This is a genomic window from Brucella sp. HL-2, assembly GCF_025846885.2.
In the GTDB taxonomy this organism is placed as follows: domain Bacteria; phylum Pseudomonadota; class Alphaproteobacteria; order Rhizobiales; family Rhizobiaceae; genus Brucella; species Brucella quorumnocens.
Map to the genome: position 1 here is coordinate 633,747 of NZ_JAOYTK010000001.1, position 11,207 is coordinate 644,953.

Genomic DNA, 11,207 nt, shown 5'->3' on the forward strand with positions numbered 1-11,207 from the left:
ATTGTCTGATAAGATCAGCAATGAGCAAATCGAAGTCGAAGACATCCAGATCGCTCTGGAAGACCTCGACTTCGCTGGCGACGATGCCGTTGTGCCCTTCCAGGTGGAGGGGCTCGACGTGCGTGGTCGCGCCGTACAATTGGGCGGCAGCATTGATGCCATTCTGAAGCGCCACAACTATCCGGAACATGTCGCGCGCCTTCTGGCCGAAGCAACGGTTCTGGCTGTGCTTCTTGGCACGTCCCTTAAATTTGAAGGCAAGTTTATCTTCCAGACCCAGTCCGACGGTCCTGTCGATATGCTGGTGGTCGATTTCCGTACGCCACGTTCCGTACGTGCCTATGCGCGTTTCGACGCGGAGCGCGTAAAGGAAGCGGTAGCGGCTGGTCAGACGCGTCCTGAGGAGCTACTTGGTCGCGGCACGCTGGCCTTCACCGTTGATCAGGGTGCTTATACGCAGCGCTATCAGGGCATCGTTGCTCTTGATGGATCGACACTGGAAGAGATTGCACGCACATATTTCCGCCAGTCGGAACAGATACCGACCGATATGAAGCTGAGCGTTGCCAAGCTTATTGAACGCGGTGCGGACGGTAAACTTGTCGAGCGTTGGCGCGCCGGGGGGCTGGTTATTCAGTTCCTGCCTGAGTCCGAATTGCGATCGCGCATACCGGATCTTCCGGGTGGTGATGGCGATGAAAACACGGTTGCGCGTGATCTGGAAGATGACGGCTGGGATGAGGCACGTTCGCTGGTCGGCACGATTGAAAGCTCTGAGCTGACCGATCCGCAAGTTGGCTCGGAACGTCTGCTTTATCGTCTGTTCCATGAACGCGGCGTGCGCATCTATGAAGCCGTTCGGGTTCTCGATGAATGCTCGTGCTCGCGCGAGAAGATTGAAGGTGTGTTTTCCAATCTCTCGGCTGAAGAAATTCAGGACAGCATCGAGGACGGAAAGATTTCAGTGACGTGCGAGTTTTGCTCGACACTTTACGAGTTTGACCCAGCGCAGTTTACGAAATAACAACAAGAAAAAGGCGCTTCGTGAGAAGCGCCTTTTTCAATTCAGCGTGCGGCGTGTTTCGGGAATATCGAGCGAGAACGCCGGAATATCGACTTCAAAAGCTTTTCCATCAGATGCCTGCATCTGATAGCGCCCGACCATCACGCCGGATGTGGTGTTGAGTGGACAGCCTGAAGAATACTGGTAGGAGTCTCCGGGGTTGAGCGTCGGCTGATCTCCGATAACACCGTCTCCGCGTACTTCTTCTATGTGGCCGTTGCCATCAGTGATCTGCCAGTACCGCGAGCGCAACTGCACGGTGTCGGAAGAATTGTTGGCGATCGTGATCCGATAGCCCCAGACATAGCGATTTTCTTCAGGCTCTGACTGATCTTCAAGATAAAAGGGCTCGGCTGTTACTTCGATACCCCGCGTCACCGCTCTGTACATACGCACCCGCCTTTGAATCGCATCAAGTCTTCATCTTCAACCTATCGCCAAAGTTGCGCTGGAGGTCAACGATTTGAAGCGGACAATTGCGCTACAATTGCCGAAATGTTCCGGCAATTGCGTTGTTTATGCATCATTTTGCGATCAAAAGGCGCTAAATTAGTCGATTTTTATTAACGAGCGGCGACAAGCGCTTCCAGCACGTCTTCAATCAGATCGTCCGTGTCCTCAAGACCCACCGAGATGCGCAGCATGCCATCTGAAATGCCAAGCTCGCTTCGGACTTCGTCGGTGAGGCTCTGATGCGTAGTGGTCGCCGGATGGGTGATGATGCTCTTTGCATCGCCCAGATTGTTGGAGATGCTGAAGACCTGAAGCGCATTCTCAAACTTGAACGCCGCTTCTTTGCCGCCTTCCAGCTCCAAAGCAATCAGCGTAGAGCCACCAGTCATCTGCTTGGCGATGATGTCGGCCTGCGGGTGGTCGGCGCGGCCCGGATAGATAACTTGCTTGACGCCAGCCTGGCCTGCAAGCGCGTCTGCAACGGCTGCTGCCGATTGTGTCTGCTGACGCACGCGTACGCCGAGCGTTTCAAGACCTTTGAGCATGATCCATGCATTGAACGGGCTCATGCCGGGACCGGTATGACGGAAGTAAGGCTGCAAAACTTCTTCAGTCCATTCCTGATCGGAAAGGACGATGCCGCCGAGGCAACGACCCTGACCGTCGATGTGCTTGGTCGTCGAATAGACGACGATATGCGCGCCCAGTTCCAGTGGCTTCTGGAAGAGGGGGGTCGCAAAGACGTTATCCACGATCAGCTTGGCACCGATCTCATTGGCAATATCTGCGACAGCGGCAATGTCGATGACTTCCAGCGTTGGGTTCGACGGGCTTTCAAGCAGCATTACCTTGGTGTTGGGACGGACGGCGGCTTTCCAGTTCTCGATATTCGCGCCATCGATTACGGAAATTTCCACGCCATATCGTGGCAATAGCGTTTCGACGATATAACGCGACGAGCCGAAGACGGCTCGGGCGCAGATCAGGTGATCGCCAGCCTGTACCTGACAAAGAATGGATGCAGCAACTGCTGCCATGCCTGATGTCAGTGCGCGAGCATCTTCCGCGCCTTCAAGCGCGCACATCCGCTTTTCAAACATATCGGTGGTTGGATTGGCATAACGCGAATAGATGAACCCAGGGTCTTCACCCTTAAAGCGAGCCTCAGCGGCTTCCGCCGTTGGATAAAGAAAGCCCTGCGTTAGATAGAGGGCTTCTGACAACTCTGCGAAACCCGAACGCAGCGATCCTGCGTGAACGAGCTGAGTTGCCGGGCGGAACTTGCGGGTAGTCTCATTCGTCATTTTTCCAACCTGTCGAAAGCTGGTCGGCCGGGGCGCGGAATTGCCTCGGCGGCCAATAAAAAACCGGCCTTGCGAAAACGCAAAAGGCCGGTAACGAACCGCGGCCTCATTTAGCGAATTCTTTAACGTGGCTGCAAGCCGGCCGGCCAAATCACCACGGAACACTTTTTCCTTATGCCTCTTGGGCGGGGTCGTCAATGCCAGAAGGATCAGTTTTCAGGAAAACGCCTGTCTGCCAAAGCTCTGATGGCTGTGATTCCTGCGGAAAACCCGCGAGCTGTGGGGTTTCAGGGTTGGCATTGGGGTCGAGAGCGGTCAATGGTCATAGACCAAATTTAAGTAAGTCACGGAGTTCAGTGTTATGACGCAGAGGGATGCGGGAATTCTGGCAGATGCGGATATTGCTGCACTGTTTGAAAGCGGTTTGCTGGCATCTGCGCGTCCATTGGATGCCGATCAGATTCAGCCTGCCAGTCTTGATCTGCGGTTGGGTGCCAAAGCCTATCGTGTGCGCGCATCCTTCATGCCCGGTCCCGGAACCCCGGTTATCGACAAGCTGGAACGTCTCAAGCTGCACGAGATCGACTTGACTGCGGGTGCAGTGCTTGAAACGGGTTGTGTCTATATCGTGCCTTTGCTTGAAAGCCTGTCACTTTCGCCAGAGCTTTCAGCATCCGCCAATCCAAAAAGCTCGACCGGTCGTCTTGATATCTTCACCCGCGTCATCACCGATGGTGCGCAGGAATTCGACAAGGTTCCGGCTGGTTACAAAGGCCCGCTCTATCTTGAAGTCAGCCCACGCACATTCCCGATTGTGGCACGTACTGGTTCTCGCCTGTCGCAGATCCGTTTCCGAAAGGGCCGCGCGCAGTTGAGCGAAGCGGAACTGGCAATCCTTCATCAGAACGAGACGCTGGTTGCTTCTGAAATGCCGAATATTTCAGGCGGCGGCATCGCGCTTTCGGTTGATCTGTCAGGCAGCGAAGACAGATTGATTGGTTATCGCGGCAAGCATCACACGGCTGTCGTCGATGTCGATAAACGCGCCGCGCATGACGTGCTCGATTTCTGGGAGCCGATCTATGATCGCGGTTCACGAGAGCTCGTGCTCGATCCTGATGAGTTCTATATTTTGGTTTCGCGTGAAGCCGTACATGTGCCGCCGCTTTTCGCAGCTGAAATGACGCCTTTCGACCCGCTGGTTGGTGAATTCCGTGTGCATTATGCGGGCTTCTTTGATCCAGGTTTCGGCCATAGCTCTGCTGGTGGTACTGGAAGCCGCGCGGTTCTGGAAGTGCGCAGTCATGAAGTCCCGTTCATTCTCGAACATGGACAGATTGTCGGCCGTCTTGTTTATGAGCATATGTTGAATCGCCCGAAGGCGCTTTACGGTGTCGATCTCGGATCGAACTATCAGGCGCAGCAACTCAAGCTCTCCAAGCATTTCAGGTGATTGCGCTCTTCCCGATCCTACTTCTATAAATTGGAGCGAAGTGGAGGAGGCCGGAAGAGTGAAGCATGGTAAGGATGATGTACGGGAAAACACAGTAGATGTGCCACCGCGCCGTCTGTTGGTGGGTATCGTCGCGCTGCCGGGCTTTACACTGACAGCACTCAGCCTGTTTCTTGATCCGTTTCGACTGGCAGCCGATGACCGTGACAAGAGCCGTCAGATCAGATGCGGGTGGAAAATCTGCACCTTGTCTGGCGATCCGGTTACGTCCAGTTCCGGCATGGTCATTGAACCGACCGCGCCCATAGGTGAACTTGATGAATGTGATTATGTGGCGGTGGTTGGCGGTTTGCTTGCGCAATATCGCCCGCGCCAGCAGGCGTTGATTGATCTCATCAAACGAGCCGACAAACGCGGCAAGACGGTGGTGGGCCTTTGCACGGCAGCTTTCCTGCTTGCTGAAGGCGGCTTGCTCGATGACCGCAATTGCTGCGTTAGCTGGTTTCACCGCGACGACTTCGTCGATCTTTTCGACGGTCATACGGCTGATACAACCAGCCTTTTTCATCGCAGCGGCCGACACTACACCTGTGCAGGCGGACTGGGCGCTGCGTCGCTTTCGCTGTCGATCATTCAGAATGAAATCTCCGAGGAACTGGCGCGCAAAAGCGCATCCATTTTGATGATCCCTTATGAGCTGGTACGATCTGAACAACCGGCGCTCAGCTTCAATGGCGTTCGCTCACCGATGATCCGCAAGGCGATCCGCATTTTCGAGGAAACGCTGGAAGAGCCAGTGCCGATGATTGATGTGGCGCGCAAGCTCGGTATTTCTGTCCGCCAGATGGAGCGAGGTTTCCGCATGGCTGTTGGGCGCACCGCTTTCGAGGTCCGTGAGGAGTTACGGGTCAAGAAGGCGCGCGAGCTGTTGTCTGAAACCGGGCTCTCGCTTCTGGAAGTGGCGGTCGCCAGCGGCTTTACCGACACCCGCAGCATGAACCGTTCGTTTATCAGACAGAAGCAAAAAGCCCCGCGCGAATATCGCAAACAGCACTGAGCTTGTCAGATAGCTTGCGAATCCCCCACTGACCTCCTATTTTCCGCGACGAAACTGCCAGTTTGGCAGAGGGGCTGAAACGCGTCGCATTTTATCGTATCCATACCGCGCGTTTAATGCCCTTTGTTTTTACACATGTCTTTAACGGAAAACCGGTTCCCGCTTTTCGGAGACATGCTTTTATGCAGGAGATTTGCATGTCTGATGGTGTAAACCGTTTTCTTGGCGATACGCCAGCGCGCGTGCTGATCAAGCTGGTACTGATCTCGCTTGTTGTCGGCGTGGTGATGAGCGCATTCCACTGGACGCCGTATGATATTCTCTATGGCATCCGCGATTTTGTGCTGCGTCTGTGGAATATGGGCTTCTCAGCAATTGCTGGTTTTGCCGATTATCTCATTCTTGGTGCGGCAGTCGTTATTCCTGCCTTTATTTTGCTCCGTATCCTGAGTTACCGGAAATAATCAGAGCATTTGAGCCAAGAGTGCGAAGCATTTTTGTGCCGAACAATGCTTCAATTTGAACCGCTCAGAAACCGGACAAATGCAGCAGAACGACACGTTTATTCTTTCCCGGCGGGGATTTTTGATCCTCGCCGGTGGTGCACTGGCTTTCGCCGCCTTGCCTGCGGGCTTTGCGGATGCCGCAGCAGACGTCGATCCAACGGACTTGTTCAATCAGATCCGCAAGGCCAACGGCCTGTCGTCGATGGCGACCGATAGCAAGCTCGAACAGGCCGCGCTTTATCAGGCACAGCGTATGGCAACCCATGGCAAGATTGGCCACTCGGTTGGCTGGGGTAATGGCTTCGTCTCGCGGCTTAAGCAGGCAGGCATTCGCGGTCCTGCTGCGGAAAACGTCGCTTCGGGCCAGCCCAATACCCAAGCGGTATTCGATGCCTGGATGAAATCGCCCGGCCATCGCAAAAACATGCTCGATCCCACATTCGGGCATTATGGCCTTGCCTGGGCAACACCTGAAAATAATCCGCGTCGCATTTATTGGGCGATGATGTTGGGGCTTTGAATTCTTTTGTCGGCCAAGAGTCCGGAAGCCAGATGCTGAAACACATCTACAGCCTTTTTCAGCGCTGACGCTGGATTGTCGCTTGCGGCAACCCAAAGCGCTGCATTCAGTGCTGCTCCGCTTAACAGGCGCGCCGCAGCATCCACATCGACGGACTTCAAAACACCTTCTGCGATCAGAACTTCAACCGTTTTGCGCGTGACGTCGAGGCAGGCATTCTGGCTGGGCCATTGTGAAGGGTCTCCCAGAAAAGCCGGGCCATCTAAGAGGACGATCCGCTGCACTTCTGGTTCCAATGCCATCTCGATATAGGTCGTAGCCTCCGTTATCAGCGCATCCCAAGGGTCAGCTTTAACGGACGCTGCTTCCTTGGCACGTGCAGCCATTTCACCATCAATCTGTGCAACGACGGCGGCCAGCAAGCCCTTCTTGTCACCAAAATTATGATAGAGCGCGCCGCGTGTCAGCCCCGCTTCAGCGGTTAGATCGTCCATGGATGCGGCTGCAAAGCCTTTTTCGGCGAAGGCTTTCCTCGCTGCAACCAGCAGCAATTGGCGGTTTTCCATCATGGTTTCAGCACGAGACCTCGGGGCCATGCAAATCTCCGGTGTTGACATACGGTGCGTATATGAAATACACATACGTTACGTATATCAAACTTGTAGGCTTAAAAAAAGCTGTATATCGAAAGGATGTTCCATGAGCCGCATCGCTATATTTCCCGATGGTCGCCAGGACCTTTATGAACAAAACGGTTACTCGGCTGCCATTCGCTCCGGCGACCTTCTCTTTGTATCTGGGCAGGTTGGTAGCCGTGAAGACGGATCGCCCGAACCTGAATTCAAAGCACAGGTTGAACGCGCATTCGATAATCTGCGCAATGTATTGGCAGTGGCGGGCTGCACATTCGATAACATCGTGGACGTGACTACATTTCATACAGACCCGCAAAACCAGTTTACGACAATCATGGACGTGAAGACGCGCATGTTTGCCGAGAAGCCTTATCCAAACTGGACCGCTGTGGGCGTCAACTGGCTTGCTGGTTTTGACTTCGAGATCAAGGTTATTGCGCGCATTCCGAACGCTTAAACGCATTTCCAGCAAAAGTTGGAACCGGTTTTGCGTTCGGAAATGCGTAAAAACAAATAGTTACAGGGGTTCCAACGATTCAATATTAACTGGAACCGCTGTAATGAATTGAAAACTCTGCGGACATAGTGTTGTCAGGCCTGCGACAATGCGGTGGCCGAATTTTCTGTCGTTTCCAGAAATTCCAGAGTAGAGCTTCCTCCAATTGCTAATGAGTTGTTGGGGTCAGCCATGGATCAGATGCTGCACGAAAAGAGCATCGTTTCCAGACCATTTGATGTGACGCATCGCATGGTGATGATGATCGCCGTGCCGATGACGCTGGCGGCTGTCACCACGCCTTTGCTCGGCCTTGTCGACATGGGCGTGGTCGGTCAGATGGGGCAGGCCGAACTGATTGGCGGATTGGCAATTGGCGCGCTGGTTTTCGATTTTCTGCTGACGATGTTCAGCTTCCTGCGCTCGGGCACGACCGGCCTTGTGGCACAAGCCATGGGTGCGGAGGACAAGGCAGAAGAACAGGCGATCTTCTGGCGCGCAATCATCATTGCAATCGTTGCGGGTTGTCTGATGATCCTGAGCTTGCCGCTTGTTCTCACTGTCGCGTCCGATTTTATTCATCCAACGCCTGCAACACAGGCTGCGATGGTAAGCTATGTTTCCATCCGCATGTTGTCGGCACCTGTGGCGCTGATCAATTATTCAGTGCTCGGTTTGCTGCTTGGCCGCGGGCAGGGCGTGCTTGGCTTGAGCCTCCAGGTGCTTATCAACGGCATTAACATTGTGCTGTGCATCGTGCTCGGTCTGGAACTGGGCTGGGGTGTCGAAGGCGTTGCCTGGGCGACAGTGACTGGCGAAACGGTGGCCGCTATTGTCGGGCTGTACCTTGTTATGCGCCATTTTCACAAGCAAACGGGTCGCCACCCAGATATCAAGCACATTCTGCACAAGGCTGGTATTGTGCGGATGATCGCGCTCAATCGAGACATCATGATCCGCTCGATCCTGCTTTTGACGGCATTTGCTTTCTTCACGCGCGCGGGCTCGGAGCTTGGACCAGTGACGCTTGCAGCAAATGCGGTGTTGATGAACTTCTTCCTCGTCTGTGGCTTCTTCCTTGATGGAATGGCAGCGGCGGTTGAGCAGATCGTCGGGCGTTCGGTCGGCGCGCGTCACAGTCCGGCTTTTGTGCGTGGCGCCAAGCTGACCTTCGTCTGGGGACTGGTCATGGCCAGCGCGATTGCGCTCATCCTGATGGTGTTTGGTGATGCGATTATTGGTCTGCTGTCGAAGGCCGAAGACGTGCGCGATGAGGCGATCAAATATCTGCCGTGGGCGGCACTGACAGGCCTCACGGGTCTTCTCGCTTTTCACATGGACGGCGTCTATATCGGCGCAACATGGTCGCGTGATATGCGCAACATGATGTTCTTCTCGCTGATATTCTTTTTGGTGGTGCTTTATGCAGCAAAGCCCATGATGGGAAATCACGGGCTTTGGTTGGCACTCAATCTGTTTTTATCGATCCGCGGCGTAACGCTTCTGACGCTGTTGCCGCGCAGATATCGATCAGAATTTTCCCGGAATTAATCCGGAAGGCGACGCGCGGCCCATTGCTTGGTGTCGCGGTCACGCAGTTCGGCGATATTGGCAGCACCTTCGTTTTTCACAGCCTCTGAGAGGCCGCGCAGGATTTCTGACGCGAGGCCCGGACCGCGATAGATCATGCCGGTGTAAAGCTGGATGAGATCGGCACCAGCCTTGATTTTGGCGAGCGCTGTTTCGGCACTATCGATACCACCTACGCCGATCAGCGGCATGTCAGCGCCGACGCGTTCGCGCATACGGGCCAGAATGACTGTTGAACGCTCGAAAAGTGGTGCGCCAGAAAGACCACCGGTTTCTTCATGGTTCTCGGCACTTTTCAGGCCATGGCGTGAAAGCGTGGTGTTGGAAACGATAATGCCGTCGAGCTTCTGTGCTGTAGCTTCGGCCGCGATATCGTCCAATTCTTCATTGCTGAGATCGGGTGCGATCTTGAGAAAGACAGGCCGCTTCAGGGTGCACATCTTGCCTTCTTCGTCGCGCGCTGCAAGCACGCGCGATAGCAGTTCGCGCAATGCCTCTCGCGACTGAAGGTTGCGCAGGCCGGGCGTGTTGGGCGAAGAAACATTGACGGTAAAATAGCGCGCAAGCTGATAGAACTTACGGATACCAGCCACATAATCGCCGATACGATCTTCAGCATCCTTGTTGGCACCGATATTGACGCCGACAATGCCGCTTTTGCCTGCACGTTGCGACAATCGCTTGAAAGCTGCATCGTGGCCTTCATTGTTGAAGCCAAGGCGGTTGATGACGGCGTGATCATCTGGCAGGCGGAAAATACGCGGGCGTGGATTACCGCTTTGCGGACGCGGGGTGATCGTGCCGACTTCTGTGAAGCCGAAACCGATTTTCAAAAGCGCATCCGGCACTTCGGCATTCTTGTCATAGCCTGCGGCCATGCCCAGCGGGTTCGGGAATTGCAGTCCTGCAATCTTAACCGAAAGCGCAGGGTCATTGGAGCGGTTGCATGTAACGATGCCGGTTTTAAGACCGGCAATGGACAAACCATGCGCCTGCTCGGCATCGAGCGAGAACAATGCACGTCGCCCGATAAGTTCAAAAAGCCCGCTCATTTATCCTCAAGCTCCGGAAAGATATGGAGACCATCTTTGTCGAGCGGCAAGGGCTCGACTTTTGTGACTGCCGACATTGGCAGCGCTGCATAAAGATGCGGAAAGAGTGCTCCGCCACGCGAGGCTTCATATTTCAGCGCATCGCCCAAACTGCTTGTAAGAAAATCCGCATCCACGCTCACAAGCAGCAGATCCGTTTGCCCGGCAAAGTGTTTGGCGGCTGTTTCCCGCACCTGTGTATAGGTAGAGAAATGGATATAGCCATCAGCAATATCAACCGGTGCCCCGGTAAAAATGCCAGCTTCTTCTGCCTGCGCCCAGAGATCGCGCGGGGCGATCTTGTAGATGGTCGTTTTGGTCATGGCAGCTCTCTAGACCGAATTAGTTAGAAAATCAAAGCATGACGTGTTCGTTTTTCTTGCATAGCTCCCATATGATGGGTGGAAGTTGAAAGCGCGTCACGAAAAGTGTGACACGGATTTCGGACAAGCTGCGCTTAGAACATGCGTTAAAGGAGATCGAAACATGTCTGGCAAAACCATCCCGTTATTTCGCACACTAGCCGCTGTTTCATTGCTGGGTACAAGCTTTGCAGCAAGCGGTGCTCATGCTGAGGAAAATGGGCGCTATCGCCTTGAAGGCACCGAAACCGGTTACGTGCGGCTCGATACTCGCACCGGCGCATTGTCGGTTTGCAACGAGCAGCAGGGGCAGCTTATCTGCAAGATGGCGACCGAGGATCGAGAAGCTTACGAAAATGATATTTCCGATTTGCAGGATCGGGTGAAGAAGCTTGAGGGCAAGGTTACAGCTCTTGAAGCAGGTGGTGCATCTGCTTCTGCATCCAAGCTGCCAACAGATGCGGAGTTCGAGCAGTCTCTTGGCTATATGGAGCGTTTCATGCGTCGTTTCATGGATGTAACGAAGAGTTTCGACAGCGAGACCGATAAGCCCGCAGAGGGTGCGGCACCCGCTCAATAGAAGGGCGCATTTTTGTGGGACGGCTCTAACTAATTGATAATAGGGTAGACCTTGCGCGCTAACTATGAAAATGCTTGCCTTCCCCTGTGTGTTACCT

General features: G+C 54.2%; 13 protein-coding genes and 1 riboswitch. Of the genes, 8 read left to right on the forward strand and 5 right to left on the reverse strand.

Translation table 11 applies throughout. The features are described from left to right. Position 1: 1 nt before the first annotated feature. Positions 2–1,024, forward strand: coding sequence for an Hsp33 family molecular chaperone (locus OIV19_RS02970; RefSeq protein WP_264230614.1), 1,023 nt, complete (start codon positions 2–4; stop codon positions 1,022–1,024). A 36-nt stretch (positions 1,025–1,060) separates the two neighbouring features. On the opposite strand, the gene apaG is transcribed toward OIV19_RS02970, so the two are convergent. Both apaG and OIV19_RS02980 read right to left on the reverse strand, forming a co-directional pair. Beyond that, positions 1,061–1,453 (reverse strand): Co2+/Mg2+ efflux facilitator ApaG/CorD, encoded by a 393-nt coding sequence (gene apaG, locus OIV19_RS02975; protein WP_095446033.1) that lies wholly within the window; start codon positions 1,451–1,453, stop codon positions 1,061–1,063. Between the two features lie 173 nt (positions 1,454–1,626). Next, the gene (locus OIV19_RS02980) at positions 1,627–2,820 is read right to left on the reverse strand and encodes an O-succinylhomoserine sulfhydrylase (RefSeq protein WP_264230615.1); all 1,194 of its coding nucleotides are present in this window, start codon (positions 2,818–2,820) and stop codon (positions 1,627–1,629) included. A gap of 88 nt (positions 2,821–2,908) precedes the next feature. Next, a riboswitch (SAM riboswitch) is annotated at positions 2,909–2,988 on the reverse strand. 193 nt (positions 2,989–3,181) lie between these two features. On the opposite strand from OIV19_RS02980, the gene OIV19_RS02985 reads away from it, so the two are divergent. The 4 genes from OIV19_RS02985 to OIV19_RS03000 all read left to right on the forward strand — a co-directional run bounded on the left by OIV19_RS02985 (position 3,182) and on the right by OIV19_RS03000 (position 6,356). After that, the gene (locus OIV19_RS02985) at positions 3,182–4,273 is read left to right on the forward strand and encodes a 2'-deoxycytidine 5'-triphosphate deaminase (RefSeq protein WP_095446035.1); all 1,092 of its coding nucleotides are present in this window, start codon (positions 3,182–3,184) and stop codon (positions 4,271–4,273) included. 40 nt (positions 4,274–4,313) lie between these two features. Continuing rightward, complete coding sequence (locus OIV19_RS02990) at positions 4,314–5,330, forward strand: GlxA family transcriptional regulator (protein WP_404900665.1); 1,017 nt, start codon at positions 4,314–4,316, stop codon at positions 5,328–5,330. A gap of 197 nt (positions 5,331–5,527) precedes the next feature. Next, complete coding sequence (locus OIV19_RS02995) at positions 5,528–5,794, forward strand: DUF6460 domain-containing protein (protein ID WP_007873508.1); 267 nt, start codon at positions 5,528–5,530, stop codon at positions 5,792–5,794. Between the two features lie 79 nt (positions 5,795–5,873). Then, positions 5,874–6,356 carry a CAP domain-containing protein gene (locus tag OIV19_RS03000; RefSeq protein ID WP_264230616.1) on the forward strand — a complete coding sequence of 161 codons (483 nt, stop codon included), beginning with the start codon at positions 5,874–5,876 and terminating at the stop codon, positions 6,354–6,356. Here the strand turns inward: OIV19_RS03000 and OIV19_RS03005 are convergent. After that, positions 6,329–6,952 carry a TetR/AcrR family transcriptional regulator gene (locus OIV19_RS03005; RefSeq protein ID WP_264230617.1) on the reverse strand — a complete coding sequence of 208 codons (624 nt, stop codon included), beginning with the start codon at positions 6,950–6,952 and terminating at the stop codon, positions 6,329–6,331. The two genes, OIV19_RS03000 and OIV19_RS03005, sit on opposite strands and share 28 nt — an antisense overlap. Before the next feature lie 103 nt (positions 6,953–7,055). On the opposite strand from OIV19_RS03005, the gene OIV19_RS03010 reads away from it, so the two are divergent. Together OIV19_RS03010 and OIV19_RS03015 are read left to right on the forward strand one after the other, a co-directional pair. After that, entirely contained in the window at positions 7,056–7,448 is a 393-nt protein-coding gene (locus OIV19_RS03010; RefSeq protein ID WP_264230618.1) for a RidA family protein, read from the forward strand. A 240-nt stretch (positions 7,449–7,688) separates the two neighbouring features. Next, positions 7,689–9,038 (forward strand): MATE family efflux transporter, encoded by a 1,350-nt coding sequence (locus OIV19_RS03015; RefSeq protein ID WP_412535055.1) that lies wholly within the window; start codon positions 7,689–7,691, stop codon positions 9,036–9,038. Here OIV19_RS03015 and OIV19_RS03020 read toward each other — a convergent pair. Together OIV19_RS03020 and OIV19_RS03025 are read right to left on the reverse strand one after the other, a co-directional pair. Further along, positions 9,035–10,129, reverse strand: coding sequence for a quinone-dependent dihydroorotate dehydrogenase (locus OIV19_RS03020; protein WP_264230619.1), 1,095 nt, complete (start codon positions 10,127–10,129; stop codon positions 9,035–9,037). The two genes, OIV19_RS03015 and OIV19_RS03020, sit on opposite strands and share 4 nt — an antisense overlap. Continuing rightward, entirely contained in the window at positions 10,126–10,491 is a 366-nt protein-coding gene (locus tag OIV19_RS03025) for a DUF952 domain-containing protein (RefSeq protein WP_095446042.1), read from the reverse strand. The genes OIV19_RS03020 and OIV19_RS03025 overlap by 4 nt, the downstream gene beginning before the upstream one ends. Before the next feature lie 163 nt (positions 10,492–10,654). Here OIV19_RS03025 and OIV19_RS03030 point away from each other — a divergent pair, with 163 nt between their 5' ends. After that, positions 10,655–11,110, forward strand: a complete 456-nt coding sequence (locus tag OIV19_RS03030) for a hypothetical protein (protein ID WP_095446043.1) — start codon at positions 10,655–10,657, stop codon at positions 11,108–11,110. Positions 11,111–11,207: the final 97 nt, after the last annotated feature.

What these genes read in the sequence shown, in the direction of transcription:
- OIV19_RS03030 (WP_095446043.1), top strand. Translation starts at nt 10,655, where the DNA reads ATGTCTGGCAAAACCATCCCGTTATTTCGCACACTAGCCGCTGTTTCA.
- OIV19_RS02995 (WP_007873508.1), top strand. Translation starts at nt 5,528, where the DNA reads ATGTCTGATGGTGTAAACCGTTTTCTTGGCGATACGCCAGCGCGCGTG.
- OIV19_RS02985 (WP_095446035.1), top strand. Translation starts at nt 3,182, where the DNA reads ATGACGCAGAGGGATGCGGGAATTCTGGCAGATGCGGATATTGCTGCA.
- OIV19_RS03025 (WP_095446042.1), bottom strand. Translation starts at nt 10,491, where the DNA reads ATGACCAAAACGACCATCTACAAGATCGCCCCGCGCGATCTCTGGGCG.
- OIV19_RS03000 (WP_264230616.1), top strand. Translation starts at nt 5,874, where the DNA reads ATGCAGCAGAACGACACGTTTATTCTTTCCCGGCGGGGATTTTTGATC.
- apaG (WP_095446033.1), bottom strand. Translation starts at nt 1,453, where the DNA reads ATGTACAGAGCGGTGACGCGGGGTATCGAAGTAACAGCCGAGCCCTTT.
- OIV19_RS03005 (WP_264230617.1), bottom strand. Translation starts at nt 6,952, where the DNA reads ATGGCCCCGAGGTCTCGTGCTGAAACCATGATGGAAAACCGCCAATTG.
- OIV19_RS02980 (WP_264230615.1), bottom strand. Translation starts at nt 2,820, where the DNA reads ATGACGAATGAGACTACCCGCAAGTTCCGCCCGGCAACTCAGCTCGTT.
- OIV19_RS03010 (WP_264230618.1), top strand. Translation starts at nt 7,056, where the DNA reads ATGAGCCGCATCGCTATATTTCCCGATGGTCGCCAGGACCTTTATGAA.
- OIV19_RS03015 (WP_412535055.1), top strand. Translation starts at nt 7,689, where the DNA reads ATGCTGCACGAAAAGAGCATCGTTTCCAGACCATTTGATGTGACGCAT.
- OIV19_RS03020 (WP_264230619.1), bottom strand. Translation starts at nt 10,129, where the DNA reads ATGAGCGGGCTTTTTGAACTTATCGGGCGACGTGCATTGTTCTCGCTC.